The sequence below is a fragment of the Streptomyces sp. NPDC090119 genome (assembly GCF_044747085.1).
GTDB lineage: Bacteria > Actinomycetota > Actinomycetes > Streptomycetales > Streptomycetaceae > Streptomyces.
The window spans coordinates 651,830-676,044 of the sequence record NZ_JBIVDK010000002.1; the positions used below are offsets into that span (position 1 = coordinate 651,830).

27 protein-coding genes are annotated in these 24,215 nt (G+C 70.8%); 14 read left to right on the forward strand and 13 right to left on the reverse strand.

Annotated elements, in window-relative coordinates; genetic code table 11:
• Positions 1–38 precede the first annotated feature (38 nt).
• Both ACIPPM_RS10350 and ACIPPM_RS10355 read right to left on the reverse strand, forming a co-directional pair.
• Complete coding sequence (locus tag ACIPPM_RS10350; protein WP_401446413.1) at positions 39–494, reverse strand: DUF6000 family protein; 456 nt, start codon at positions 492–494, stop codon at positions 39–41.
• A 141-nt stretch (positions 495–635) separates the two neighbouring features.
• Entirely contained in the window at positions 636–1,508 is an 873-nt protein-coding gene (locus ACIPPM_RS10355) for a helix-turn-helix transcriptional regulator (RefSeq protein ID WP_401445445.1), read from the reverse strand.
• 178 nt (positions 1,509–1,686) lie between these two features.
• On the opposite strand from ACIPPM_RS10355, the gene ACIPPM_RS10360 reads away from it, so the two are divergent.
• The 3 genes from ACIPPM_RS10360 to ACIPPM_RS10370 all read left to right on the forward strand — a co-directional run bounded on the left by ACIPPM_RS10360 (position 1,687) and on the right by ACIPPM_RS10370 (position 4,630).
• On the forward strand, positions 1,687–3,120 hold the full coding sequence (locus ACIPPM_RS10360) for an MFS transporter (RefSeq protein ID WP_401445447.1): 1,434 nt from the start codon (positions 1,687–1,689) through the stop codon (positions 3,118–3,120).
• 72 nt (positions 3,121–3,192) lie between these two features.
• A complete protein-coding gene (locus tag ACIPPM_RS10365; RefSeq protein WP_388993357.1) occupies positions 3,193–3,417 on the forward strand; it encodes a hypothetical protein in 225 nt (74 codons plus the stop codon).
• A gap of 61 nt (positions 3,418–3,478) precedes the next feature.
• Positions 3,479–4,630 carry a serine hydrolase domain-containing protein gene (locus tag ACIPPM_RS10370; protein WP_401446416.1) on the forward strand — a complete coding sequence of 384 codons (1,152 nt, stop codon included), beginning with the start codon at positions 3,479–3,481 and terminating at the stop codon, positions 4,628–4,630.
• Positions 4,631–4,837: 207 nt separating this feature from the next.
• On the opposite strand, the gene ACIPPM_RS10375 is transcribed toward ACIPPM_RS10370, so the two are convergent.
• The 3 genes from ACIPPM_RS10375 to ACIPPM_RS10385 form a co-directional block, all read right to left on the reverse strand.
• Positions 4,838–5,434 (reverse strand): TetR/AcrR family transcriptional regulator, encoded by a 597-nt coding sequence (locus ACIPPM_RS10375; protein WP_401445449.1) that lies wholly within the window; start codon positions 5,432–5,434, stop codon positions 4,838–4,840.
• Between the two features lie 39 nt (positions 5,435–5,473).
• Complete coding sequence (locus ACIPPM_RS10380) at positions 5,474–6,484, reverse strand: aldo/keto reductase (RefSeq protein ID WP_401445452.1); 1,011 nt, start codon at positions 6,482–6,484, stop codon at positions 5,474–5,476.
• A gap of 147 nt (positions 6,485–6,631) precedes the next feature.
• A complete protein-coding gene (locus ACIPPM_RS10385; protein ID WP_161150485.1) occupies positions 6,632–8,014 on the reverse strand; it encodes a glycine--tRNA ligase in 1,383 nt (460 codons plus the stop codon).
• Between the two features lie 229 nt (positions 8,015–8,243).
• Here ACIPPM_RS10385 and ACIPPM_RS10390 point away from each other — a divergent pair, with 229 nt between their 5' ends.
• From ACIPPM_RS10390 to ACIPPM_RS10405, 4 genes are all read left to right on the forward strand, one after another.
• Positions 8,244–9,215: a metal ABC transporter substrate-binding protein gene (locus ACIPPM_RS10390; RefSeq protein WP_401445455.1), complete on the forward strand. Its 972-nt coding sequence runs from the start codon at positions 8,244–8,246 to the stop codon at positions 9,213–9,215.
• The gene (locus tag ACIPPM_RS10395; RefSeq protein ID WP_401445458.1) at positions 9,212–9,991 is read left to right on the forward strand and encodes a metal ABC transporter ATP-binding protein; all 780 of its coding nucleotides are present in this window, start codon (positions 9,212–9,214) and stop codon (positions 9,989–9,991) included. The genes ACIPPM_RS10390 and ACIPPM_RS10395 overlap by 4 nt, the downstream gene beginning before the upstream one ends.
• The gene (locus ACIPPM_RS10400) at positions 9,991–10,884 is read left to right on the forward strand and encodes a metal ABC transporter permease (RefSeq protein ID WP_401445461.1); all 894 of its coding nucleotides are present in this window, start codon (positions 9,991–9,993) and stop codon (positions 10,882–10,884) included. Before ACIPPM_RS10395 ends, ACIPPM_RS10400 begins: the two co-directional genes overlap by 1 nt.
• Before the next feature lie 166 nt (positions 10,885–11,050).
• Positions 11,051–11,467 carry a Fur family transcriptional regulator gene (locus ACIPPM_RS10405; protein ID WP_401445464.1) on the forward strand — a complete coding sequence of 139 codons (417 nt, stop codon included), beginning with the start codon at positions 11,051–11,053 and terminating at the stop codon, positions 11,465–11,467.
• 239 nt (positions 11,468–11,706) lie between these two features.
• Here ACIPPM_RS10405 and ACIPPM_RS10410 read toward each other — a convergent pair whose 3' ends face one another.
• Both ACIPPM_RS10410 and recO read right to left on the reverse strand, forming a co-directional pair.
• Positions 11,707–12,558, reverse strand: coding sequence for an isoprenyl transferase (locus ACIPPM_RS10410; protein WP_401445466.1), 852 nt, complete (start codon positions 12,556–12,558; stop codon positions 11,707–11,709).
• Between the two features lie 42 nt (positions 12,559–12,600).
• Positions 12,601–13,347 (reverse strand): DNA repair protein RecO, encoded by a 747-nt coding sequence (recO, locus tag ACIPPM_RS10415; protein ID WP_401445468.1) that lies wholly within the window; start codon positions 13,345–13,347, stop codon positions 12,601–12,603.
• Between the two features lie 154 nt (positions 13,348–13,501).
• On the opposite strand from recO, the gene ACIPPM_RS10420 reads away from it, so the two are divergent.
• Positions 13,502–16,012, forward strand: coding sequence for an N-acetylmuramoyl-L-alanine amidase (locus ACIPPM_RS10420; protein WP_401445471.1), 2,511 nt, complete (start codon positions 13,502–13,504; stop codon positions 16,010–16,012).
• A gap of 81 nt (positions 16,013–16,093) precedes the next feature.
• Here ACIPPM_RS10420 and ACIPPM_RS10425 read toward each other — a convergent pair whose 3' ends face one another.
• Together ACIPPM_RS10425 and ACIPPM_RS10430 are read right to left on the reverse strand one after the other, a co-directional pair.
• Positions 16,094–16,318 (reverse strand): hypothetical protein, encoded by a 225-nt coding sequence (locus tag ACIPPM_RS10425; RefSeq protein ID WP_401445473.1) that lies wholly within the window; start codon positions 16,316–16,318, stop codon positions 16,094–16,096.
• Positions 16,315–16,530 (reverse strand): hypothetical protein, encoded by a 216-nt coding sequence (locus ACIPPM_RS10430; RefSeq protein ID WP_393598460.1) that lies wholly within the window; start codon positions 16,528–16,530, stop codon positions 16,315–16,317. Before ACIPPM_RS10430 ends, ACIPPM_RS10425 begins: the two co-directional genes overlap by 4 nt.
• 113 nt (positions 16,531–16,643) lie before the next feature.
• On the opposite strand from ACIPPM_RS10430, the gene ACIPPM_RS10435 reads away from it, so the two are divergent.
• From ACIPPM_RS10435 to ACIPPM_RS10450, 4 genes are all read left to right on the forward strand, one after another.
• Entirely contained in the window at positions 16,644–17,477 is an 834-nt protein-coding gene (locus ACIPPM_RS10435) for a Scr1 family TA system antitoxin-like transcriptional regulator (RefSeq protein ID WP_401445477.1), read from the forward strand.
• Positions 17,459–17,680, forward strand: coding sequence for a DUF397 domain-containing protein (locus ACIPPM_RS10440; RefSeq protein WP_401445479.1), 222 nt, complete (start codon positions 17,459–17,461; stop codon positions 17,678–17,680). The genes ACIPPM_RS10435 and ACIPPM_RS10440 overlap by 19 nt, the downstream gene beginning before the upstream one ends.
• Entirely contained in the window at positions 17,662–17,844 is a 183-nt protein-coding gene (locus tag ACIPPM_RS10445; RefSeq protein WP_401445482.1) for a DUF397 domain-containing protein, read from the forward strand. Before ACIPPM_RS10440 ends, ACIPPM_RS10445 begins: the two co-directional genes overlap by 19 nt.
• 98 nt (positions 17,845–17,942) lie before the next feature.
• Positions 17,943–18,185 carry a hypothetical protein gene (locus ACIPPM_RS10450; protein WP_401445484.1) on the forward strand — a complete coding sequence of 81 codons (243 nt, stop codon included), beginning with the start codon at positions 17,943–17,945 and terminating at the stop codon, positions 18,183–18,185.
• Here ACIPPM_RS10450 and ACIPPM_RS10455 read toward each other — a convergent pair.
• The 4 genes from ACIPPM_RS10455 to leuA form a co-directional block, all read right to left on the reverse strand.
• A complete protein-coding gene (locus ACIPPM_RS10455) occupies positions 18,182–19,189 on the reverse strand; it encodes a questin oxidase family protein (protein WP_401445487.1) in 1,008 nt (335 codons plus the stop codon). The genes ACIPPM_RS10450 and ACIPPM_RS10455 overlap by 4 nt on opposite strands.
• A gap of 64 nt (positions 19,190–19,253) precedes the next feature.
• Positions 19,254–19,805 (reverse strand): EF-hand domain-containing protein, encoded by a 552-nt coding sequence (locus ACIPPM_RS10460; RefSeq protein WP_401445490.1) that lies wholly within the window; start codon positions 19,803–19,805, stop codon positions 19,254–19,256.
• A gap of 167 nt (positions 19,806–19,972) precedes the next feature.
• Complete coding sequence (locus ACIPPM_RS10465) at positions 19,973–20,617, reverse strand: TerB family tellurite resistance protein (RefSeq protein ID WP_401445492.1); 645 nt, start codon at positions 20,615–20,617, stop codon at positions 19,973–19,975.
• Between the two features lie 179 nt (positions 20,618–20,796).
• Positions 20,797–22,518: a 2-isopropylmalate synthase gene (gene leuA, locus ACIPPM_RS10470; protein WP_401445494.1), complete on the reverse strand. Its 1,722-nt coding sequence runs from the start codon at positions 22,516–22,518 to the stop codon at positions 20,797–20,799.
• Positions 22,519–22,844: 326 nt separating this feature from the next.
• Here leuA and ACIPPM_RS10475 point away from each other — a divergent pair, with 326 nt between their 5' ends.
• Positions 22,845–23,921 (forward strand): M4 family metallopeptidase, encoded by a 1,077-nt coding sequence (locus ACIPPM_RS10475; protein WP_401445497.1) that lies wholly within the window; start codon positions 22,845–22,847, stop codon positions 23,919–23,921.
• 24 nt (positions 23,922–23,945) lie between these two features.
• Entirely contained in the window at positions 23,946–24,212 is a 267-nt protein-coding gene (locus ACIPPM_RS10480) for a protealysin inhibitor emfourin (RefSeq protein ID WP_401445499.1), read from the forward strand.
• The last annotated feature ends 3 nt before the right edge of the window (positions 24,213–24,215 follow it).

Genomic DNA, 24,215 nt, shown 5'->3' on the forward strand with positions numbered 1-24,215 from the left:
ATGCCTCCGACATGGTCGGCCGAACGGGGTGTCTGCCCTCAGACCGCCTCAGCCAGCTCGACCCACTGGCGGACGAGCCGTGCCCACTCGGCGGACTCCCGGCTGTGGAACGTGCTCGCCTCCGCCCAGCGCTCCCACGGTCCGTCGGGGGCGAGCAGTTCGCCCGAGAGCTCCAGGCCGAGCCGCTCCTCGACGACGAGCAGCGCACCCAGCACCCACGGCTGATGGCGACGGTCCGCCGGATCACCGAGGTCGGCCGCCAGACGGTGTGCCAGCACCTTCGCGTCGGCGGCCTGCCCCGACCGGGCCAGCGCGAACGCCATCCCCTTGGCCGCGCGCCCGGCCTCCCCCGCCCGAAGGCGCCGGTGCAGCTCGGCCCGGAACTCCCACCGCTGCGCGAACCCGATGAGCCAGCACCCGGTGCTGACCTCACGCCAGTCCCCCACGAGCAGACCTTCCAGCTCCGCCGAGGACGCCCGGCGGCCGTCGTCCACCAACGCCCTGCAATCGCAGCGCGCGCTCCCGGTCGGCGGTCAGGACACCCACAGACAGGAGCTTCTTGTACCGGTTGCCGGGCAGGCAGTAGCGCCGGAACAGGTCGTCCCGCCCGCTCGCCCCTCCAGTCCCTCCTCCAGTCACCTCTCCAGCGCCATCGCGTGCAGCTTCTCCAGGCGCTCGCGGGACTCCTCGTTCTTCGGCGGGTAGATCACGATGCGGGGGCCGGGGTCCGGGGAGAGCCAGAGGTCGGTGTGTTCCAGGGTGAGGTGGCCGACATGGCGGTTGAGAAACTCCTTGGTCTTGGACCGGCTGCCGACCACCTCGTAGCGCTCCCAGTGCTCGAGGAACTCCGGGTACGCCTTGAGGCGCTTGAGCAGCATCTTCCAGGCGGGTTCGCCGAGGTGTCCGGCCATGGAGGCGCGCAGCCGGGCCGCCATCAGCCGCAGGGCCTCGTCGAGGTGGACGATGGAGGAGCGCCACTCGGGGTTGGAATAGGCGAGGAGCACGCAGTTGCGGTCCTCGGGCGGGACGGCGTCCATGTCGCACAGCAGCCGGGCGTAGGTGCGGTTGTAGGCCAGGATGTCGTACCGGCTGTTCTGCACGGCGGCCGGGAACGGTTCCATCTGGCGCAGGGTCGCGAGCAGCGCAGGGGTGACGCTGGGGCAGATCGCGGCCGGGGTCGGGTCGGTGGCCCCGGCCAGCTGGAAGAGGTGGGCGCGTTCGCTGGGGTCCAGCATCAGGGTGCGGGCGAGGGCGTCGAGGACCTGCACGGAGACCTGGATGTTGCGGGCCTGTTCGAGCCAGGTGTACCAGGTGACGCCCACCGCGGAGAGCTGCGCGACCTCCTCCCGGCGCAGACCGGGCGTACGCCGCCGGGGCCCGCGCGGCAGCCCCACCTGCTCGGGGGTGATCCGCTCGCGGCGGCTGCGCAGGAACGCGGCCAGTTCATGGCGCCGGATCTCCGCGCCCTTGACCGCCGGGGCGGCGCTTTCCTGGGCCATGGTCGTCATGGTTCCAGAGTGCCTCCGCGCGGACCCCGTTGCCAGGTGCTCCTGCCACCAGGATGAGGGCTCGCCACCACCAGGCTGCAGGTGGGACAAGGCCCGGCCGAGGGCGTTGGCGGGTACTTCCGGTACCAGCATCGGCACACTCTGGTACCCGTCTGACGGCGGGCGCACGCTCGGTGGCATGACCGAGACCACCCTCTCCACCGCGCCGTCCGTACGCGCTCCGGCGGCGGCGCCCTCCCTGAGCGGGGCGGGCCTGGTGACCGTCCTGCTGGCCGCCTCGCTCCCCCTGGTCGACTTCTTCATCGTCAACGTCGCCCTCCCCGCCATCGGCAGCGACCTCTCCGCGAGCGAGGCCCTGCTGGAGTTGGTCGTGGCCGGGTACGGCGTCACGTACGCCGTACTCCTCGTGCTCGGCGGGCGCCTCGGAGACCTGTTCGGCAGGCGCCGGCTGTTCATCGGCGGCATGGCCGCGTTCGGGCTGACCTCGCTGGCGTGCGGGCTGGCCCCGGACGCGTGGAGCCTGGTCGCGGCGCGGGCCGCGCAGGGCGCGTCGGCCGCGCTGATGCTGCCGCAGGTGCTCGCCACCATCCAGTCCACCACCACCGGTAGCCGCCGCGCCCACGCGATGAGCCTGTACGGGGCGACGGCGGGCCTGTCCATGGTGGTGGGCCAGATCCTGGGCGGCGTCCTGGTCGCGGCGGACATCGCCGGAACCGGCTGGCGCTCGATCTTCCTGGTGAACGTGCCCGTGGTCGTCCTCGGTCTGATCCTCGCCGTCCGCCACGTCCCCGACACCCGCGCCCGGCACCCCGAGCCGGTCGACGTCCCCGGCACCGTCCTGCTGGCGGTGGCTTTGCTGGCGCTGCTCGCCCCGCTCACCGAGGGCCGCGCCACGGGCTGGCCGCTGTGGACGTGGGTCTCGCTGGCGGTGTTCCCGGTGGCGGGGTGGGCGTTCTGGACGGTGGAGCGGCGTCTGGACCGGCTGGGCCGCACCCCGCTGCTGCCTCCGAGTCTGTTCGCCACCCTGTCGCTGCGACGGGGGCTGCTGATCGTGGTGCCGTTCTGCCTGGGATTCAGTGGGTTCATGTTCGTCATCGCGCTGAGCCTCCAACAGGGCGCGGGTCTGGGTCCGGTACGTGCGGGTCTGGCGCTGGCGCCGATGGCGGTCTCCTTCCTCCTCGTCTCGCTGGCGGGGCCCCGACTGATCGCCCGCTTCGGAACGCGGGTGGTGGGCGCCGGGGCCGTGCTCCAGGGCGTGGGCGTGCTGCTGATCGTGCTGGCCGTGTGGCGGGACTGGCCGGACCTGGGTCTGGGCACCCTGCTGCCGGGCGCGGCCGTCGCCGGAGCCGGTCAGGCGCTCCAGCTCCCCAATCTGCTGCGGATCGTGCTCTCCGAGGTCCCGGCCGCCCGTGCCGGGGTGGGCAGCGGGGTGCTGGCGACGACCCAGCAGGCGTCGTTCGCCCTGGGCGTGGCCACCCTCGGCGCCCTCTTCCTCACCCTGGTCCCGCACCTCGGCATGCGGGACGCCCTGCTGATCGCCCTGTTCACCCAGCTCACGGCGATCCTCGCCACCGGCCTGCTGAGCCTGCGCCTGCCTCGCGAGGTGGGTTGAGCCGGGCCCGTGTGAGAGTTCCCACCCGGACTTCCGCCCCTCACCCCGCCCCGCGTGCCGCACACTCCGGGCATGACCGACAGCAGAATCGGCACCAGCGTGCGCCGGTGGGACCGGCACGGCCGGGAACACGTCGTACGGGTGGTGCGGGCCGGACTCCAGCGGACCTTCGGCTGCGGCACCTGCGGCTGGCGCCGGGGTACCCGGCACCTGCCCTGGACGCCGACGGACGAGCACCCGGCGACGGAGCATCTGGCCGAGGCTCATCAGGCGACGCTGGACCCCGCCCGGCGATGAATCCACGGCGCCGTGGGAGTCGTACCCCATGACGACCCGCGCCGACCGGAAGGCCAGCCCCATGACCGCACTGCACGAGACCCTGCGCAGGTACGTGGACGACGGGAGCCTGCCCGGCGCGGTCGGCCTCGTCGCCCATGGGGACGACATCGAGGCCGTGGCCGTCGGGCACACGGACACCGGGCGGACCGTGCCGTTGGAGCGGGACTCGCTGTTCCGGCTCGCCTCCATCACCAAGCCCGTGACCGCCGCCGCGTTGATGATGCTCGTCGACGAGGGCCTGGTCGGGCTGGACGACCCGGTGGCGCGGTGGCTGCCCGAGCTGGCCGCGCCGATGGTGGTGCGGACGCCAGAGTCGCCGGTGGGCGACGTGGTGCCGGCCGAGCGGCCCATCACCGTGGAGCACGTGCTCAGTTCGCGGTGCGGGTGGGGGTTCCCGCCGGACTTCTCGCTGCCCGCCGTGGCTCCGCTGTTCGAGCTCCAGCGCGGCGGTTTCGCTCCGCACGCGGTGCCCGCCATGGACGAGTTGCTGGCCGACCTCGCCAAGGTGCCGCTCCTCCACCAGCCCGGTGAAGCCTGGCTCTACAACACCTCCTCCGATCTTCAAGGTGCCCTGATCGCCCGGGCGACGGGCCGGACACTGCCGGACTTCCTGGCCGAGCGGATCTTCGAACCACTCGGCATGACGGACACGGGCTTCTCCGTGCCGGAACGGGACCTGCACCGGCTGCCGACGGCCTATCAGCCCGGTCCCGACGGCACCCTGAACGTGGCCGAAACCTTCGACAGCGGCTGGGACCAGCTCCCCGCCTTCCCCTCCGGCGCAGGCGGCCTGGTCTCCACCGCCGACGACTACCTGGCCTTCGCCCGGATGCTGCTGGCGGGCGGTGAAGCGGCCGGTGAGAGCGGTGGCCGCAGGCTGCTCTCACCGGAGTCGGTAGCCCGGATGACCAGCGACCAGCTCGCCCCGGACCAGCGGAAGGGCAGCCCGCTCTTCCTGGAGGGCCAGGGCTGGGGATACGGCGGCTCGGTCGACATCGACCGCACCGAACCGTGGAACGTGCCCGGCCGCTACGGCTGGGTCGGTGGCACCGGCACCGCCGCCCATCTGGTCCCGTCCACCGGCAAGGTGACCGTGCTGCTCACCCAGGTGGCGATGACCGGCCCGACCCCACCCGCGGTGATGCGGGACTTCTGGCGGGTCACGGCCTGACGGGAACCAGGGCCCAACACGGCTCACCGCTGACGCGGGTCACGGCCCGACGCGGCTCGCGGCCCGCGCGGGTCACGGCCTGACGCGGGTCACGGCCTGAAGCGGGTCACGGCCTGCGCGAGTCACGGCCTGACGCGGGTCACGGCCTGACGGGAACCACGGCCCAACACGGATCACGGCCCGACGCGGCTCACGGCCCGACGCGGCTCATGGCCTGGCGGGAGCGCCCAGCCCACGTATCAGCAGGTCCACGATCACCTTGAAGTCCTCCTCGATACCGGGCTGCTGCCATTCGCGGGCGTAACAGGGGTCGTGAAAACGGGCCGTGGCCTGGAAGACCGCGCGGGCCTCGGCGGCCGGGTCCGCGGCACGGAAGGTGCCGGACTCGGTCCCGGCCCCGATGATCCGGGCGAGCTGGGCGGTGAGGTCGGTGATGTGCTCGCCGACCGTCACCCCGCTCTCCTCGGCCAGCACGCTGTAGGTGGCGAACAGTTCGGGATCGTCACCCGCCTTGTGCCGCTTGGCCTCGAACAGGGTGGCGAGCCAGTCCCGCAGCCGCTGCTCGACGGGGGTCTCCTCGCCGGCGATGACCGCGAGCCGCTCCGAGGTGCGGTCCAGCCAGCGCTTGGTGACCGCCTCGCGCAGCGCCGCCTTGGTGCGGAAGTGGCGGTAGACGCTGCCGTGACTGACGCCGAGAGCGCGGGCCACGTCGACCACGGTGGCCTTGGCCGGGCCGTGGCGGCGCAGCACCTCCTCGGTCGCTTCGAGGATGCGCTCGGCGGTCAGAGTCTCGGTCGCTGCCATGCCTAGACCGTACCCGGCGCGCCGGTCACCGGTTCCGGCTCATCGCTCGCTGTCCAGCATGGCCATCTGCGCGGGCGCGTACCGCTCGCCTGCCGCCGCGTCGGCGGGGACGGCCTCCTCGATGGCGGCGAGGTCGGCCGGATCGAGGGTGATGTCCAGTGCGCCCAGCGCCTCGGACAGCCGCTCGCGGGTGCGGGAGCCGATGACCGGCACGATGTCGGAGCCCTGGGCGAGGACCCAGGCGATGGCGATCTGGGCGACCGTGGCCCCCTTCTGTTCCGCGATCTTGCGGAGGGAGTCGACCAGGCTCAGGTTGTGCCGGAAGTTGTCGCCCTGGAAGCGGGGCGAGAAGGCGCGGAAGTCGGTGGCGGCGAAGTCGCGGTCGGCGGAGATGTGGTTGGAGAGCAGGCCGCGGGAGAGTACGCCGTAGGCGGTGACGCCGATGCCCAGCTCACGCAGGGTGGGGAGGATCTCCCGCTCGATGCCGCGCGAGATCAGCGCGTACTCGATCTGGAGGTCGGAGATCGGGGCGGTGGCGGCGGCGCGGCGGATGGTGTCGGGGCCGACCTCGCTGAGGCCGATGTGTTTCACCCATCCCTTCTCCACCAGTTCCGCGACGGCGCCGACCGTTTCCTCGATGGGGACGTCCGGGTCGAGGCGGGAGGGGCGGTAGATGTCGATGTGGTCCACGCCGAGGCGCTGGAGGGAGTAGGCGGCGAAGGTCTTCACCGCCGCGGGGCGGCCGTCGAAGCCCAGCCAGGCGCCGTCCGGGTCGCGCAGGGCGCCGAACTTCACGCTCAGCACCGCGTTGTCGCGGAGGTGGGCCGGGGCGGTGCGCAGGGCCTCGCCGACCAGCATTTCGTTGTGACCCATGGCGTAGAAGTCGCCGGTGTCGAGAAGGGTGACGCCCGCTTCCAGAGCGGCGTGCACCGTGCGGACGGCCTCCGGGCGGTCCGCCTCTCCATACATACCCGACATGCCCATGCAGCCGAGTCCGAGGGCGGAGACCTGGGGTCCTGTGCTTCCGAGATTTCGCGTGGGGATCGTCATGCGTCCAGCCTGGCACGTGGACTGACAGAATTCAATATCTGTCATCTGTTACTTGTCAGTGAATTCCGGGTAGACCCCGTCCGAACACGAAAAAGCCCACCCTCCGACCCGGGGGACCGGGCAGGAGGGTGGGCGGAAATGCGAAGGTCAGGCGCCGATCAGACGGGCGGCGAGGTAGCCCTCGATCTGGTCGAGGGAGACCCGCTCCTGCTTCATGGTGTCGCGCTCGCGCACGGTCACGGCGTTGTCCTCGAGCGTGTCGAAGTCGACGGTCACGCAGAAGGGGGTACCGATCTCGTCCTGGCGGCGGTAGCGGCGGCCGATGGCACCGGCGTCGTCGAAGTCGATGTTCCAGTTCTGGCGCAGCGCCTGGGCGAGACCCTTGGCCTTCGGGGACAGCTCGGGGTTGCGGGAGAGCGGGAGCACGGCGACCTTGACCGGCGCGAGGCGGTGGTCGAGGCGCAGCACGACGCGCTTCTCCATCTTGCCCTTGGCGTTGGGCGCCTCGTCCTCGGTGTAGGCGTCGAGGAGGAAGGCCAGCATGGTGCGGCCGACACCGGCGGCGGGCTCGATGACGTAGGGGGTCCAGCGCTCGCCGGCCTCCTGGTCGAAGTAGGAGAGGTCCTGGCCGGACGCCTTGGCGTGAGCGCCGAGGTCGTAGTCCGTGCGGTTGGCGACACCCTCCAGCTCACCCCACTCCGAGCCACCGAACGAGAAGCGGTACTCGATGTCGGCGGTGCGCTTGGAGTAGTGGGAGAGCTTCTCCTTCGGGTGCTCGAACCAGCGCATGTTCTCCTCGCGCAGGCCGAGGTTGGTGTACCAGTTCCAGCGCTGCTGCATCCAGTACTCCTGCCACTCCTCGTCCTCGCCCGGCTTGACGAAGAACTCCATCTCCATCTGCTCGAACTCGCGGGTCCGGAAGATGAAGTTGCCGGGCGTGATCTCGTTGCGGAAGGACTTGCCCATCTGGGCGATGCCGAAGGGCGGCTTGCGGCGCGAAGTGGTCTGCACCTGGGCGAAGTTGGTGAAGATGCCCTGGGCGGTCTCGGGACGCAGGTAGGCGACGGAGCCGGAGTCCTGGGTCGGGCCGAGGTGGGTGGAGAGCAGACCGGAGAACTGCTTGGGCTCGGTGAAGGTGCCCTTGTTGCCGCAGTTGGGGCAGTTGAGGTCGGTCAGGCCGTTCGCCGGGGCGTGGCCCTTCTTCTCCTCGTACGCCTCTTCCAGGTGGTCCGCGCGGAACCGCTTGTGACACGAGGTGCACTCGGTCAGCGGGTCCGTGAAGGTGGCGACGTGACCGGAGGCGACCCAGACCTCGGGGGCCAGGATGACGGACGAGTCGATGCCGACCACGTCCTCGCGGGACGTCACCATGTAGCGCCACCACTGACGCTTGATGTTCTCCTTGAGCTCGACACCCAGCGGTCCGTAGTCCCAGGCGGCACGCTGTCCGCCGTAGATCTCACTGCAGGGGAAAACGAAGCCACGGCGCTTGCTCAGGCTGACGATGGTGTCGATCTTGTCGGCGGCCACGGTGCTCTCTTCATTACGACGACGGGCGTTGAAGCGAGATGCTTCCAGCGAATGATTCAGGTTACCGGCGCATGCTCCCCCTCGGCCAAATCGGCCCCCGCCGACCCCCCTCCCGAAGCCGCCGAAGCCCGCCCGAACCCTTACCAAGCCGACCCGGAGAATCCGTGTCGTGAGCTCCCGCCGTCGAGCTTGTTGACAATCGTTTCCAACTTTGTTGAAAATGACTGTCATGAACGTACGACGACGCCTCATATCCGGGTCCGCGATAGCGGCCGTCACCGCACTGGGCCTGGGCACGCTGTCCGCCTGCTCGGACAGCAGCGCCGCTTCGGGGAACACGGGCAAGTTCGACGTCGTCGCCTCGTTCTATCCGATGGCCTTCCTCGCCGAGCGGATCGGCGGCGACCACGTGCACGTGACCACGCTGACCTCGCCGGGCCAGGAGCCGCACGACCTGGAGATCAGCCCGCGGCAGATCGGGAGCATGGAGCGCTCCGACGCCGTCCTCTACCTGAAGGGGCTCCAGCCCTCGGTGGACGAGGCGGTGGAGCAGTCGCCGGTGCGGACGAAGATCGACGCGGCCACGCTGACCACGCTGGAGAAGCACGGCACCGAGGTCGGCGGCCACGCGGCCGGGCACCAGGAGGAGCACGCGGGCCACGACCACGAGAGCGCGGACGGCAACGACCCGCACATCTGGCTCGACCCGGTGCGGTACGCCGAGGTCGCCCAGGGTGTCGGCCGGGCCTTCGAGAAGGCCGACCCGGACCACGCCGCGGACTACAAGAGGAACACCGCGGCCCTGGTGAAGCAGCTGGACGAGCTGAACACCGACTTCAAGGACGGCCTGGCGCACACCCGCTCCAAGGTCTTCATCACGACCCACGCCGCCTTCGGTTACCTCGCCGAGCGCTACGGCCTCACCGAGGAGGCGATCAGCGGGCTCGACCCCGAGTCGGAGCCGAGCGCGGCCCGGGTGCGGGACCTCCAGAGGCTGGCCAAGGCGGACGGGGTCTCCACCGTGTTCTACGAGACGCTGGTCAGCGACAAGACCGCGAAGACGGTCGCCGGGGACGCGGGTGTACGGACCGACGTGCTCGACCCGATCGAGGGCATCACGAAGAAGTCGCGCGGCCAGGACTACCTCGCCGTCCAGCGGGCCAACCTCAAGGCCCTTCAGAGTGCCCTGGGGGCCAAGTGACCACCGAAGAGCGGGAGTCGGCGCCCGTGCTCGCCCTGCGGGACGTACGGGCCGAGCTGGGCGGGCGGCCGGTGCTGCGTGGCATCGACCTGACCGTCCGCTCCGGTGAGGTCGTCGCGCTGCTCGGCGCCAACGGCTCGGGCAAGTCCACGGCCGTGCGCACCGCCATCGGGCAGGTGCCCGCCACCTCGGGCGCCGTCGAGCTGTTCGGTACGCCTCTGCGCTCCTTCCGGGACTGGGCCCGCGTCGGCTACGTCCCCCAGCGCACCTCCGCCGCCGGGGGCGTACCGGCGACCGTCTCCGAGATCGTGTCCTCGGGCCGGCTGGCTCGCACCCGCTTCGGCCGCTTCCGCAAGGCGGACCGGGAGGCGGTGGCGCGCGCCCTGGAGCTGGTCGGCATGGCGGACCGCGCCAAGGACTCCGTGACCGCGCTCTCCGGGGGCCAGCACCAGCGGGTGCTGATCGCCCGCGCGCTGGTCTCCGAGCCCGAGCTGTTGATCATGGACGAGCCGATGGCCGGTGTCGACCTCGCCAGCCAGGAGGTGCTGGCGTCGACCCTGCGCGAGCAGGTCGCCGCCGGGGCCACCGTCCTGCTGGTGCTGCACGAACTGGGCCCGCTGGAGCCGTTGATCGACCGCGCGGTCGTCCTGCGCGACGGCTGCGTGCTGCACGACGGGCCGCCGCCGAAGGCCGTCGGCCAGCACGCCCTGCCCGGCCACGACCACGTGCACCCGCACGAGGGCGCCGAACCGATCCGTACGGGACTGCTGAGCTGATGGACTTCCTGAACTACGCCTTCATGCAGCGGGCACTGCTCGCGGCCGTCCTGGTCGGCATCATCGCCCCCGCGATCGGCATCTACCTCGTCCAGCGCCGTCAGCCCCTGATGGGCGACGGCATCGGGCACGTCGCGATGACCGGCGTCGGCCTCGGCTTCCTGCTGAACTCCTCGCCGGTGTGGATGGCGACCCTCGTCTCCGTGGCGGGCTCCGTACTGATGGAGCTGATCCGCTGGTACGGGAAGACGCGTGGCGACATAGCCCTCGCCATGCTGTTCTACGGCGGCATGGCGGGCGGTGTGCTCTTCGTGAACCTCGCGCCCGGCGGCTCCAACGCCAACCTCACCTCGTACCTCTTCGGCTCGTTGTCCACGGTGGCGCCGTCCGACGTGGTCGCGATCATCGTGCTGGGGGCGTGTGTGGTCGCCGTGACGCTGGGGCTGCGGCGCCAGTTGTTCGCGGTCAGCCAGGACGAGGAGTTCGCGCGGGTCACCGGGCTGCCGGTGCGGGCGCTGAACCTGCTCGTCGCGGTCACCGCGGCCGTCACGGTCACCGTGGCGATGCGGGTCGTCGGCCTGATCCTCGTCTCGGCGCTCATGGTCGTTCCCGTGGCCGCCGCCCAGCAGCTCACCCGCAGCTTCGCGGCGACGTTCGCCATATCGGTCGCGCTGGGCGTGACGGTGTCGATCGGCGGCACGATCACGTCGTTCTACGAGGATGTTCCGCCGGGCGCGACGATCGTCCTGCTGACCATCGCCGCGTTCGCCGTCATGACCGCGCTCGCCACCCCCTTGGCACGCCGCCGAGCCCGCGCGAACCGCGTCACCGGAGATCCGGTGGAGTGCGCGATCCCGGCCACGCGGACGGCGGGGGACGAGGTCGGCGTCTGACTCACGCCCGCGGCTCACCGGCTGCCCCGACCGGGCGCCTGTGCAAGGGGTGCACCCCCGGCCGAGTACACCTCAGAACCGCCGGAGGCGGGCTCGGCGTCTGACCGCCCGCCCTGCGGGCTGGCACAATGGCCCGGTCAGAGGCGCAGACATGAGGAGGCACCCGGTGACGACCGCTGGACCGCCCGTGAAGGGCCGCGCGACCAAGCAGCGCGCGGCGGTGGCGGCGGCCCTCGACGAGGTCGACGAGTTCCGCAGCGCGCAGGATCTCCACGACATGCTCAAGCACAAGGGCGACTCGGTCGGGCTCACCACCGTCTACCGCACCCTCCAGTCCCTCGCCGAGGCGGGCGAGGTCGACGTGCTGCGCACCTCGGACGGCGAGTCCGTCTACCGCCGCTGCTCCACCGGCGAGCACCACCACCACCTCGTCTGCCGCACCTGCGGCAAGGCGGTGGAGGTGGAGGGCCCGGCCGTGGAGAAGTGGGCCGAGGCCATCGCCTCGGAGCACGGCTTCGTCAATGTCGCCCACACGGTGGAAATCTTCGGCACCTGCGCGGACTGCGCGGGGGCGCTCCGCTGAGTAGGCGGCAGCTCCGAAGGGCCGACACGCTCCGCCCCCGCACACGCGGGGAGCAGGTTGTCCCCGTCCGCCACCGCCACCGGCGCCTGGGACCATCCCCGCACGCGCGGGGAGCACACTGCTTGACCTGCATGTCTACGGGCCGCAGCAGTGCGTTCTCAGTGCTTTCGCCGAGCCTGGCCTGGCCTGACGGGCACCCTCGCCCCGCCAGCCCAAGCCCCGTCCTACCCCCGCGCCCCCTACGACGCCGAGTCGTCCCCCTGCATAGCCTTCTCCATCGCCAGCAGCTCCTCGTTCGGCACCGCGCCCCCGAAGCGGCGGTCCCGGGAGGCGAATTCGACGCAGGCGCGCCACAGGTCGCGGCGGTCGAAGTCGGGCCACAGGACGTCCTGGAAGACCATCTCGGCGTAGGCGCTCTGCCAGAGAAGGTAGTTGGAGGTGCGCTGTTCGCCGGAGGGGCGGAGGAAGAGGTCGACGTCGGGCATGTCGGGGTAGTACAGGTACTTCTGGATGGTCTTCTCGGTGACCTTGGCCGGGTCCAGGCGCCCCGCCCTGACGTCCTCGGCGATGGCCTGGGCGGCGTCGGCGATCTCGGCGCGGCCGCCGTAGTTCATGCAGAAGTACAGGGTGAGGAGGTCGTTGTCCTTGGTCTGCTCCTGCGCGACCTGGAGTTCCTTGGCGACCGACTTCCACAGCTTGGGCATGCGGCCCACCCACCGCACCCGGATGCCCAGCGCGTCGAGCTGGTCGCGGGACTTGCGGATGAAGTCGCGGTTGAAGTTCATGAGGAAGCGGACCTCTTCGGGCGACCGCTTCCAGTTCTCGGTGGAGAAGGCGTAGAGCGAGATGTTGCGGACGCCCGCCTCGATCGCGCCCTGGAGCACGTCGAGCACCTGCTCGGCGCCCACCTTGTGCCCCTCCGTGCGCGGCAGCCCCCGCTCCTTCGCCCAGCGGCCGTTGCCGTCCATGACGATCGCCACGTGCTCGGGGACCAGCTCACCGGGAAGCTTCGGCGCGCGGGCGCCGGACGGGTGCGGTTCCGGTGCCTGGTACTCCCGGCGCCGGCCCCCCAGAAATCCGCGTACGACCATGCTTCTCGTCTCCTCAGCCGTGCTTGCTGCTTGTTTCGCTGCTTACTTCTCTACGTAGCGCAGGGAGCGCAGACCCCGCTCCAGGTGCCAGTGCAGATAGGCGGACACCAGGCCGCTCCCCTCGCGGACGTGCCGCGCCTCGGCCGCGTCCGCGGTCTCCCAGTCTCCCGTAAGCAGCGCGCCCAGCAGCATCAGGGTCTGCGGGGAGGGGACCACGCTGCCCGGCACCCGGCAGTCCACGCACACCGAGCCGCCGGAGGCGACCGAGAAGAACCGGTTCGGCCCGGGCATCCCGCAGCGCGCGCAGTCCCCGAAGGTCGGCGCGTAGCCGTTGACGGCGAGGGAGCGGAGCAGGAAGGCGTCGAGGACGAGGTTCGAGGCGTGCTCGCCACGGGCCAGGGTGCGCAGGCCGCCGACCAGGAGCAGGTACTGCTGTACGGCGGGCTCGCCCTCGTGGTCGGTGAAGCGCTCGGCCGTCTCCAGCATGGCGGTCCCGGCGGTGTAGCGGGAGTAGTCGGTGACGATGCCACCGCCGTACGGCGCGATCGTCTCGCTCTGGGTGCACAGCGGCAGCCCGCGCCCGACCAGCTCGCCGCCCCGCGCGAAGAACTGCACGTCGACGTGGGAGAAGGGCTCCAGCCGGGCCCCGAACTTCGATTTCGTGCGCCGCACGCCGCGCGCCACCGCCCGCACCCGGCCGTGGCCACGGGTGAGCAGGGTGATGATCCGGTCCGCCTCACCCAGCTTCTGGGTGCGCAGCACGATGCCGTCGTCGCGGAACAGACTCATGTCGTCCATTCTCGCCCACGCCAGAAGCCGTGAAGCCGGGTCTCCCCTTATCCGCCCCCGGCTGTGACCGGCTCCACGCCCGGCTCTACGATCCGCTGGACGTGACGCGAGTGTGCGCACGGGCCGCCGGTGGCGGCAAGGGGAGAGGCTGGACATGAGAACAGAGGCTGGCGGCGCGCGGGCGCCGCGGGGGAGACGGGCCAAGATATGGCTCGCGGCCGGAACCGTGCTGGTGGCGGGGACGGGCGCGGTCGTCGCCGTCCGCGCCACGTCGGGCACCGACACCGCGGCTGACGGGCCGCACGTGGTGCACACCTCGGTGAACTCGCTGGACCTGACCGGCTCGTCGGGCGAGCGCGCGCTCGCGGCCCGCTCGACCAAGGCGTTCCGGATGCTGGCGGTGAGCTGGCAGGACCCGAGCGTCCGGCTCGACGGGACGGTACGGGTACGTACCCGGTCGTCGGACACGGGCCAGTGGTCCGAGTGGCAGGCGCTGGGCGCCGGGGACGCGCAGCCGGACCCGGCCGAGCGCGACCGGGCCGGAGTGCGCGGCGGCACCGCCCCGCTGTGGGCCGGACCCTCCGACGGCGTGCAGGTGAAGGCCGACGGCAAGGCGCTCCCCAAGGGGCTGACCGTCGACCTGGTGGACCCCGGCAAGGGTGACTCCACCGACGCCAGCGACGCCAGCGACTCCAGCGGCTCCTCCACTGCCGCGATGGACCCGGCGGCCTACGCGATGCCCGGCGACGGCGAGGAGACGCCGACGGACCAGCCGACCGACCCCGACACCTCCACCCCGGAGCAGACCCCGTCGGACGACCCGGCCGAGACCACGCCCGCACCCCCCGCGCCCTCCGACTCCGCGACGGAGACGCCGCCCGGGACCACGCCCCCGCCCACCCCGACCGTCGAGCCCTCGCAGAGCACGACGGCCGCGTCGAGCGCCCCGGCGTCGCCCACCGCCCCGACCTCGACGGCCCCGCCGACCAGCACCGCGCCCAGCGCGCCCGGCTACCTTCCGTCGCTGTCGGCCGCGTACCCCTCCTGCGCGAGCGCCTCCGCCGCGCCGCAGAAGATGCCCAGCCCGCTGCCCGCGCAGCCCCCGACGACGAAGGTGCCCGCTCCCCCGGTCGTCACCCGCGCGGGCTGGGGTGCGGACGAGTGCGCCCGCGACACCGGTTACCCGGACTACGGCCACACGGTGAAGGCGGTGTTCGTCCACCACACCGACACCACCAACACCTACTCCTGCACCGACTCGGCCTCGATCGTGCGCAGCCTGTACGCCCTGCACCTGCACCAGGGCTGGCGCGACCTCGGCTACAACTTCCTGGTCGACAAGTGCGGAACGATCTTCGAAGGCCGTTTCGGCGGTATGGCGATGCCGGTGATCGGCGCGCAGACCTACGGGTTCAACACCGACTCGATGGGTATCGCCGCGATCGGCACGTTCACCGACTTCACCGGCGGTGACTCCAAGGCGAGCACCATCCCCGGTGCCACCCCGACCACGGCCATGGTGACCGCGATCTCCCGGATCGCCGCGTGGAAGCTCGGCATGTCCGGCGTGAGCCCGACCGGCACCAGCGTCCTCACCGAGGGTTCCAAGGACAGCTCCGGCTTCACGTTCGGCAAGGCGTACACCCTGAACGCCGTCTCCGGGCACCGCAACGGCTTCGCCACCGACTGCCCCGGCAACCAGCTGTACGCGAAGCTCGCCACCATCCGCTCCTACGCGGCCGGTCCCCCGGCCGGGGTCGGCGTCACCAGCGTGGACACCCCGTCCGGCGCGGTCCGCTCGGGCACCGGGTACGTCACCGGCACCACGGCGACCGTGCGCTGGACCACGTCCACGCCCACCTCGCTGCTCTCCGGCGCGGAGGTCCTCGTGGACGGCACCTCCGTGGCGAAGGTCGCGGGCACCGCCACCTCGGCCTCCGTCAAGCTGACCTCGGGCCGTCACACGGTCCAGGTGCGGGCGACCCACGTCTCGGGCACGACCGCCACCTCGGCGGCGGTCACGGTGACCGCCGACACCACGCGTCCCACCTACCCGACCGCGCCGACCGCGCAGTTGGGCAAGGGCACGGTCAACACGGCGGGCGTCCCGGTGACGGTGAACTGGAAGGCGGCCGACGCCAACGGCCTGCGCTCCCAGGCCGTCACCTCGCCCACGGCGAAGGCGCTGACGGCCACCTCGACGAGCTGGTCCACCACCGCCAAGTCGGCGGCGGCCACCAAGTTCGGCCTGACCGCCACCGACCTGGCGGGCAACACCGCGACCGCGTCGGTCACCGCGACGCCCACCCTGCTCCAGGAGAGCTCGGCGAAGGCCACCGGTACCTGGACCAAGCGGTCCAGCAGCAGCTACCTCGGCGGCTACTCCTCCAGCTCCGGCACCAAGGGCGCCTCGCTGACCTGGACCTTCAAGGGCCGTTCGGTCGCGTGGATCGCCTCGCGCGCCAGCACCTCGGGCGCGGTCCAGATCTACGTCGACGGCACCCTGCAGAGCACCGTCGACCTGAAGTCGGCCACCACGGCCTACCGTCAGGCGATGTGGACCAAGTCCTGGAGCAGCGCGGCCCAGCACACCCTGAAGATCGTGGTCGTCGGCACGTCGGGTCGTCCGACGGTCACCACGGACGGCATCGCGGTCCTCAACTGACCTGATCCCGCGCGGGCGAGCGGCCTTCTCCGGACTCCGGTCCGGGGAAGGCCGCTTTCCCTTGTGCGGGGCGACCCGCCGTCACGGCACCTCGCCTCTGCTGCGCGCGTTCGCATACGCCGTCGCCGCGCTGATCCGCTCCGCGGGGGTCGCCTCCCGCACCCGGTCCGGCGGTACGTCCCACTCCCGGCCGCCACCGAGCGGTCTCAGCTGCACATACGGCCCCTGGTGTCCCATGACCACGCCCACTCTGTTCGTGCCGGTGTCCAAGGCGTACGAGCCCAGCGGCGGCCCTACGGCACTCATCGCAGCGCCGCGGCGAGCAGCGCGGCCGTCTGCACGGAGCACCGTCCCAGCTCCACCAACGGGATCGGGGCCTCGCAGGCCAACGAGATGGGATCGAGCCCGAGCGACGGCAATTTGATCCCGGCCTTCTCCAATGCGGTCCGCAATTCCTCGAGGGTTCGCTCCGCTGCCTCGACCCGGTCCGCTGAATCCTGTGTGTTCACTGTCCGCATCACTTCCCTTCCGTCACGTTCTTCACGCTTCGTGTCCTCACGGTGACGCTCCACAACTAGACTCGGAAGGGGCCTGAGCCCTACAAGCGCGTGGCAGCACAAGGGGGTTGGCAGTGGCCAACGGTTCACGTCAGGCGGTCTGGGAGTTCTTCGGCACGGAACTGAAGCGTCGCCGCGAGAAGGCGGGGTTCAGTCAGGCGGGGCTGGGGGCGGCGGTTTTCGTCTCCGGCGGGTACATCGGCCAGTTCGAGCAGGCGATCAGGAAGCCGCAACTGGACGTGGCTCAGCGGATCGACCGGGTACTGCAAACCGACGGTATTTTCGAGCGGCTGTGCAGAAAGCTGATCGACGATCCTCGGTATGCGGATTACTTCGCGCACGTGGTGGAGCTGGAGCGCCTGGCCACGCTGATCTGCGAGTTCGCTCCCACGGTGGTTCCGGGCCTGCTCCAGACGAAGGAGTACGCCCGCGCGGTCACCATCGCGGCCAACCCCTTCCAGGCCGACGGGTACGTGGACGAGATCGTCACCGCCCGACTGGAACGCTCGCTGATCCTCAGCGACGCTACAAGGCCGGAGTATTGGGTGGCGCTGCATGAGAATGTGCTGCGCAGTCCCGTTGGCGGGCCGATGGCCATGGCTGCTCAACTGGACCACATTGCCAGTCTGATGCGGGCGCGCACGGCCATGGTGACAGTGGTTCCCTACAAAGCCGGTGCGCACGCGGCCATGGGCGGGATGCTCCAACTCATGGAGTTCGAGGACGCACCGCCAGTCGCCTACACGGAGACCTCGTTCTCCGGAACGCTGGTGGACGTTCCGGTCGTGGTGAAGCGGGCCCAGCGCGCATACGATCTACTCAGGGTCGCCACGCTGTCGCCGGAGGCGTCCCTGACTCTGATCGAATCGGCGGCGGAGGACTTCAGACGATGCGCGAGTACGACCTGACCAACGCCCGCTGGTACAAGAGCAGCTACAGCAACGGTGAAGGTGGTAGCTGCGTCGAGGTCGCCGACGGAGTCTCCGGTGTCGTCCCCGTACGAGACAGCAAGGTCAAGGACGGCGCCGTACTCCTTGTCGGTCCCTCCGCGTGGGCCCACTTCATCGACTCGGCCGGAGCGGAGAACCCCCGATGCGCGAGCACGATCTGACCAACGCCCGCTGGCACAAGAGCAGCCACAGCAACGGCGAGGGCGGCAACTGCATCGAAGTCGCCGACGGAGTCCTCGTACGGGACAGCAAGGTTGAGGACAGCCCCGTACTCCGCCTCGGCGACTCCGCCTGGGCCGACTTCCTTGACGCCATCCGGCGCTGACATCCGCACCCCACGCCTCGGCGGCCGTTGCCAGGACGGTGAGGTCCGCTGGGAGTGTGTGCGCGCTGCCGGGGGCACTGGAGGTTCGGGGAGGGAACATGACGCGACGACTCAAGTCCCGTGAGGTATCGGCCTGGACGCTGCCCGGATCTCAATGGGCCTTCTGGCTGTTCCTGTCGATGCTGGTCCTCAGCATCGTGGTACTGATCCTGCGGCTCCTGGACGGTGACGGCGCGGGCGCCATCGCCTCTTCCGGCGCCGGCTGCGCCCTGTTCGCCATTCTCATCGCCGTGAACCGCAGGGTACGACGTAAACGCTCGCCAGAGCAGCCGGTCCGCTAGGCGAGTGGCTCGCTCAGCTCGATCGCCCGCAGCGCCGCCGCGAAGGCACGCTCGTCGCCCACGTCCAGCGCGGTGTCCGTCAGTTTGATGACGTGCTCGTCGCCGTGGGCGAGGGCTCGCTCGGAGAGCTCCTCGGGTGCGAGGGGGCCCGGCGGGGCGTAGGGGACGGGCTCGTCGGGGGCGTACATCGCCGTGACCGCCGCCGAGGCCGTCCACGCCGCGCGCAGGCTCGGGACCCACAGGTCTCTCGGGAGCGCGGGCAAGGTGCGGAGTACCGCGTTGGGGGCCGTCGCCGTGTGCACCAGCATGGTCGGCTCGCCGTGCGCGTGGGTGGCGTACCGGTGGGTGGCGGCCCGGACGAGGTCGGTGAGACGGCGGTGGGCCTCGACCGGGTCGGTGACGTCCGCCGCCCAGACGGGCAGGCCCGTGACGCGGTCCAGCCGCGCGGGGAAACCGCCGTCCCGTACGGCGATGGGGCGTACCTCGTCCAGCGCGGCGGCGGCGCTGTCGGCGCCGGGCAGCGGGGTGAGCCCGGCGACGGGCCGGTGCCGAGCGGCCCAGTAACCCAGCCCGTGCGCAAGCTCGTTGATCCGTGGCACGGTCTCCCCCACGAGCAGCGTCCGTACCGCGTGCCCGACCCGGATCACCGGATGCGTGGAACCGCCGTACATGCCGGGCAGCAGCCGGGGCCACCACGCCGCCAGCACCGCACGCCACCCCCACTCCCCCACCTCCCCCTGGAAGTACCCCACCCAGTCGGCGACCCGTCGCGAATCCCCCAGCGCGGCGGCCCAGTTGGCGTCGGTCACCCGCTCCACCCCGGCCGGGAACTCCTCCAGCTTCCGCGCGTACAGGTCGACCCACCGATGCACGCCCGCTGCCTGCCCGCGCGCGGCCAACGCCTCCACGGCCATCGGCGCGTGATTGGTGAGCCGCCCCATCCGCTCCGGCCCCGCCCCGTGCAGCCGCTCCAACGCCTCGTCCAGAACCCCGCTCTCATCCATGCCGAGGACGGTAGAGCGGGGCGCGGTGACGGCGTAACGGCCGGAAGACCTAGGGGGACCTAGGTCAGACCTGCCCGTAGAACAGGCTGCCCGGAGCCTCGGGGTCGCTGGAGAAGTGGTACTCGCGGATTGCGCGGATGAACTCCTGGCGGGAGATCGAGCCGTCCCCGTCGGTGTCCAGCCTGCTGAACGCGTCCATCGCGTCCGGCGCCTCACTCCGCCACACCTCCCGCAGGAAGCGCTCGAACTCGGCCCTGCTGATCTCGTTGTCACCGTCCACGTCGATGACGTCGAAGATGGCGTGGCCGCCGCCCTCCGTCACATTGAGCCGACTGGTGTCGATGGCCGCGAGCCGGTTGGCCGTGACGTACTGCTCCTTCGTCAGCCGGGTCGTGTCCACACCCGAGTGGCGCAGCAACTCCAGCCAGGACATCTGATTGAACGCCACGATGGCCCTGGCGCGCCGGTCGTTCTTGTCGAGCCCGTACGCCTTGATGTACCGCTCGCCGAGCTGCTCGTAGTCCGACCAGTCCAGGTACCCGTCCTTGTTGGCGTCGTACGCATCGAACGAGCGCTCAAGCTTGACGGAGATGACGTCCTGCGCGGTGGTGGTCATGCTTCCAAGTCCTCCATGATCTCGCCCTGATGGCACCTCCAGCATGCGGAGAAACATCCCTTACGCATAGCAAAGTCGGCATATACCACCCGATTCAGTGATCATGAACCGGCGGGATCGAGGGTTGTTCAGCGCGACGGTCGACCTTCAAGAGCGAGATGGGCCCCTCAGGACGGCATCCGCGCGGCCGTCAGCACCCGCTCCACCACCTCGGACGGGAGCAGCAGCGCCTCGCCCGCCACCGTGAGGGCGGTGTGCTCGGCGGGGGTGTAGGGGCCGTCCGCGAGGGCGATGAGGGCGGCGTCCAGGAGGAGGGACTCGCGGCCCGGGGCGGCCAGGTGGGGGGCGAGGGCGGTCAGGGCGGGGCGGGGGTCGCCGCCGTCCAGGGTCATGGCGAGACGTTCCACCGCGTCCTCCTCGCAGCCCGCCGCACGCACGGCTTCGGCGGCCGTCTCCAGCGCGGCCCGCGAGCCCGCGCCCCCGGCCACCAGCACCGAGACGGCGACGGCGTGGACGGCGTCGCGGAGCAGGACGGAGAGGCGGCGGGTGGTGGGGTGGTCGAGGGTGTCGACGCCGAAGCGGTGCAGACAGGAGGCGCACTCCACGACCGGCTCGGTCACCCCGCGCGACAGGACGGGCACTCCGAGCACGGTGAGGCGTTCGCGGCCGGTGAGGCGCTGGTAGTTGCGGTCGCCGCCGCAGCCGGGGCAGAAGAACTCCCCGTCGCCCTGGGGCGTCCAAGCGGTGCGGGAGCCCAGGATGCGCCGGACGAACCCGGTGGCTCGGCCGTCTCGTCCCCGTACTGGCAGCACGTCGCACCTCCGCACGTCACCACGCGGCAACGTCGCCGCGCTGGCGTGATGTTAGCCACATCACGGAGCCCGAGTCAGCACCCTGGGCGAGACCGGTCCGTGACCTGGGGCGTTCCGCGGCCGGAAGACGACGGTGCCCCGGCCGCCGTGCACAGCGGCCGGGGCACCGAAGGGCAGGGTCAGCGCGTCGCGCGGTTCACCGCGGAGACGACCGCCTTCAGCGAGGCGCGCGTCGTGTTCGCGTCGATACCGATGCCCCACAGCACCTTGTCGCCGATCGCGCACTCGATGTAGGAGGCGGCCTGCGCGGACGCGCCCTCGCTCATCGTGTGCTCCTGGTAGTCCAGCAGGCGTACGTCGACGCCGACCGACTGGAGGGCGTCGAAGAAGGCCGAGATCGGACCGTTGCCGGTACCGGTCAGCACGGTGTCCACGCCGTCCACCGTCGCCTCGACCGTCAGTGTGTCGATGCCGTCGGTGTCGGTGGTCGACTGGCCGGCGCGGACCTGGACGCGGCCCCAGGGGTTCTCCGGGTTCGGCAGGTACTCGTCCTGGAAGGCCGCCCAGATGTCGCGCGGGGTGATCTCGCCGCCCTCGGCGTCCGTCCGGGCCTGGATGATCTTCGAGAACTCGATCTGCATCCGGCGCGGCAGTTCCAGCTTGTGGTCGTTCTTCAGGACGTACGACACACCGCCCTTGCCGGACTGCGAGTTGACCCGGATCACGGCCTCGTAGGAGCGGCCGACGTCCTTGGGGTCGATGGGCAGGTACGGCACCGCCCACTCCAGCTCGCCCACGGCGACACCCTGGGCGGCCGCGTCGGTCTCCATCGCGTCGAAGCCCTTCTTGATGGCGTCCTGGTGGGAGCCGGAGAAGGACGTGTAGACCAGGTCGCCCACGTACGGGTGGCGCGGGTGGACCTCCATCTGGTTGCAGTACTCCCACACCCGACGGATCTCGTCGATGTCGGAGAAGTCGATCTGCGGGTCGACGCCCTGGGAGAACAGGTTCATGCCCAGGGTGACCAGGTCGACGTTGCCGGTGCGCTCGCCCTGCCCGAACAGGCAGCCCTCGACGCGGTCGGCACCGGCCATCACCGCCAGCTCGGCGGCGGCCACGGCGGTGCCCCGGTCGTTGTGCGGGTGCGCGGACAGGACGACGTGCTCGCGGCGGGAGAGGTTGCGGTGCATCCACTCGAACCGGTCGGCGTGCGTGGACGGGGTCGAACGCTCCACCGTGGCGGGCAGGTTGAGGATGATCTCGCGGCCCGGACCGGGCTGGTAGACGTCCATCACCGCCTCGCAGACCTCCAGCGCGAAGTCCAGCTCGGTGTCGGTGAAGATCTCCGGGCTGTACTGGTACCCGAAGTCGGTCTCGGGGCCCAGCAGCTTCTGCGCGTACTCCACCACCATCCGGGTGCCGTCGACCGCGATCTGCTTGATGTCCTCCTTGGAGCCCCGGAAGACCACCCGGCGGAAGACGGGCGCGGTGGCGTTGTACAGGTGGACGGTGGCGCGGCGGGCGCCCTTCAGGGACTCCACGGTCCGCTCGATCAGGTCCTCGCGGGCCTGGGTGAGGACGGAGATCGTCACGTCCTCGGGGATCGCGCCCTCTTCCTCGATGATGGAGCGCACGAAGTCGAAGTCGGTCTGGCCGGAGGCGGGGAAGCCGACCTCGATCTCCTTGTAGCCCATCTTGACCAGCTGGTCGAACATCCGGCGCTTGCGCTCGGGGGACATCGGGTCGATCAGCGACTGGTTGCCGTCGCGCAGGTCGGTGGAGAGCCAGCGGGGGGCCGCGGTGACGCGCTTGCCGGGCCAGGTGCGGTCGGGGATGTCTACCTGGTCGTACTGGCCGTAGCGCTGGAACGGCATGTCGCTGGGCTGCTGGCGGTTCGCCATGATCGCGTGGGCTCCTCGGAAAGTCCTTGGGACGGCCGACGACGCAACGCCAAAAGCACCGCGGGGAGGGAGTCGGCCTTGCTTACAGGCCCTCGCCGCGGCAGCTAAGGAGAAGCAGCCCGAAACGCATGATGCTCCGCAGCCTAGCCGAGCCCCGCCGGACCCGCCGGGGCGTATCAGCATGCGGAACCGGGGCGGGTGACGCGGGCCCGTGATGCGGGTCCATACCACCCAGTGACGCGGAGTGACGAGAGATATCACCGTATTTCATCAATCACGGTTACAGCTAGTGACTTTGCCATCGCTCGGTGCGACCATTTATTGGTATGACGACCAACGGGGGCCATGAGCCCGTCTTCTGCACGATCGTGCCGCCGCACCTCCTCGACAAGCTCGCGCGCGACTCCGACCCGGCGCTGTCCGGCCCGGCCCGCCGCTCCCTGGAGCGGGACGCGTTCGAGCGCACCCGCCGTCGGCTGACCACCGTGATCGGTGCGCAGGCCGCTGCCGCTGCCGCCGCCGCGCCCGCCGATGGGGACCAGCCGGACCGCACCATCTTCGACGCCGAGCACACCCAGAACCTCCCCGGCAAGAAAGTCCGCGCCGAGGGCTCCGAGCCGGGCTCCGACGCCACGGTCAACCGGGCCTACGCGGGCCTGGGCGCCACCTTCGAGCTGTATCTGAAGGTGTACGGCCGGCGCTCCATCGACGGCCAGGGCCTCCCCCTCCAGGCCACGGTCCACTTCGACAAGGACTACGACAACGCCTTCTGGAACGGCGAGCAGATGGTGTTCGGTGACGGGGACGGCGAGATCTTCCTCGACTTCACCATCCCGGTCGACGTCATCGGCCACGAACTCACCCACGGCGTCACGCAGTACACCGCGAACCTGGCCTACTTCGGCCAGTCCGGCGCGCTCAACGAATCGCTGTCCGATGTGTTCGGCTCGCTGATCAAGCAGTACACGCTGCGCCAGACCGCCGCCGACGCGGACTGGCTGATCGGCGCGGGTCTCCTCGCCCCTCGCGTCCAGGGCCAGGCCCTGCGCTCGATGAAGGCACCGGGCACGGCGTACGACGACGACGTGCTCGGCAAGGACCCCCAGCCCGCCGACATGCAGCACTACGTCCACACCGGCCGGGACAACGGCGGCGTGCACATCAACTCCGGCATCCCGAACCACGCCTTCTACATCGCGGCCACCGCGATCGGCGGCTACGCCTGGGAGAAGGCGGGGCAGATCTGGTACGACGTGCTGACCGGCGGCAAGCTCAAGGAGGACGCCCAGTTCGCCGACTTCGCCACCCTGACCGTCAAGGCCGCCCGTGAGCGGTTCGGCGCGGGGGGCGAACTCCAGGCCGTGGAGAAGGCGTGGGAGGAAGTGGGGGTGCAGACGCTGTAGGCGCCGGTGCCGGACACTGGGGCCATGCGTATCCAAGTACGGCGTACGGGCGGCTTCGCGGGCATCGAGCGGCAGGCCGAGGTGGACACCTCGGACCGCGCCGACGCGGCGGAGTGGCGCACCCTGGCCGACCGCGCCTTGGCCGCCGCGCCGGACACCCCTCCGGCGGGTGTCCCGGACGGCTTCCACTACGAGATCACGGTGGACGGCCACACCGTCCACGCGGCCGACCCCCGGCTGACCGAGGCCCAGCGGGAGCTGGTGTCGCGGGTATTGAAGGAGGGGGCCTGAAGG

Coding starts and splice junctions, on each gene's coding strand:
- ACIPPM_RS10355 (WP_401445445.1), bottom strand. CDS start 1,508: ATGACGACCATGGCCCAGGAAAGCGCCGCCCCGGCGGTCAAGGGCGCG.
- ACIPPM_RS10360 (WP_401445447.1), top strand. CDS start 1,687: ATGACCGAGACCACCCTCTCCACCGCGCCGTCCGTACGCGCTCCGGCG.
- ACIPPM_RS10365 (WP_388993357.1), top strand. CDS start 3,193: ATGACCGACAGCAGAATCGGCACCAGCGTGCGCCGGTGGGACCGGCAC.
- ACIPPM_RS10370 (WP_401446416.1), top strand. CDS start 3,479: ATGACCGCACTGCACGAGACCCTGCGCAGGTACGTGGACGACGGGAGC.
- ACIPPM_RS10375 (WP_401445449.1), bottom strand. CDS start 5,434: ATGGCAGCGACCGAGACTCTGACCGCCGAGCGCATCCTCGAAGCGACC.
- ACIPPM_RS10380 (WP_401445452.1), bottom strand. CDS start 6,484: ATGACGATCCCCACGCGAAATCTCGGAAGCACAGGACCCCAGGTCTCC.
- ACIPPM_RS10390 (WP_401445455.1), top strand. CDS start 8,244: ATGAACGTACGACGACGCCTCATATCCGGGTCCGCGATAGCGGCCGTC.
- ACIPPM_RS10400 (WP_401445461.1), top strand. CDS start 9,991: ATGGACTTCCTGAACTACGCCTTCATGCAGCGGGCACTGCTCGCGGCC.
- ACIPPM_RS10410 (WP_401445466.1), bottom strand. CDS start 12,558: ATGGTCGTACGCGGATTTCTGGGGGGCCGGCGCCGGGAGTACCAGGCA.
- recO (WP_401445468.1), bottom strand. CDS start 13,347: ATGAGTCTGTTCCGCGACGACGGCATCGTGCTGCGCACCCAGAAGCTG.
- ACIPPM_RS10420 (WP_401445471.1), top strand. CDS start 13,502: ATGAGAACAGAGGCTGGCGGCGCGCGGGCGCCGCGGGGGAGACGGGCC.
- ACIPPM_RS10425 (WP_401445473.1), bottom strand. CDS start 16,318: ATGAGTGCCGTAGGGCCGCCGCTGGGCTCGTACGCCTTGGACACCGGC.
- ACIPPM_RS10430 (WP_393598460.1), bottom strand. CDS start 16,530: ATGCGGACAGTGAACACACAGGATTCAGCGGACCGGGTCGAGGCAGCG.
- ACIPPM_RS10440 (WP_401445479.1), top strand. CDS start 17,459: ATGCGCGAGTACGACCTGACCAACGCCCGCTGGTACAAGAGCAGCTAC.
- ACIPPM_RS10445 (WP_401445482.1), top strand. CDS start 17,662: ATGCGCGAGCACGATCTGACCAACGCCCGCTGGCACAAGAGCAGCCAC.
- ACIPPM_RS10450 (WP_401445484.1), top strand. CDS start 17,943: ATGACGCGACGACTCAAGTCCCGTGAGGTATCGGCCTGGACGCTGCCC.
- ACIPPM_RS10455 (WP_401445487.1), bottom strand. CDS start 19,189: ATGGATGAGAGCGGGGTTCTGGACGAGGCGTTGGAGCGGCTGCACGGG.
- ACIPPM_RS10460 (WP_401445490.1), bottom strand. CDS start 19,805: ATGACCACCACCGCGCAGGACGTCATCTCCGTCAAGCTTGAGCGCTCG.
- leuA (WP_401445494.1), bottom strand. CDS start 22,518: ATGGCGAACCGCCAGCAGCCCAGCGACATGCCGTTCCAGCGCTACGGC.
- ACIPPM_RS10475 (WP_401445497.1), top strand. CDS start 22,845: ATGACGACCAACGGGGGCCATGAGCCCGTCTTCTGCACGATCGTGCCG.
- ACIPPM_RS10480 (WP_401445499.1), top strand. CDS start 23,946: ATGCGTATCCAAGTACGGCGTACGGGCGGCTTCGCGGGCATCGAGCGG.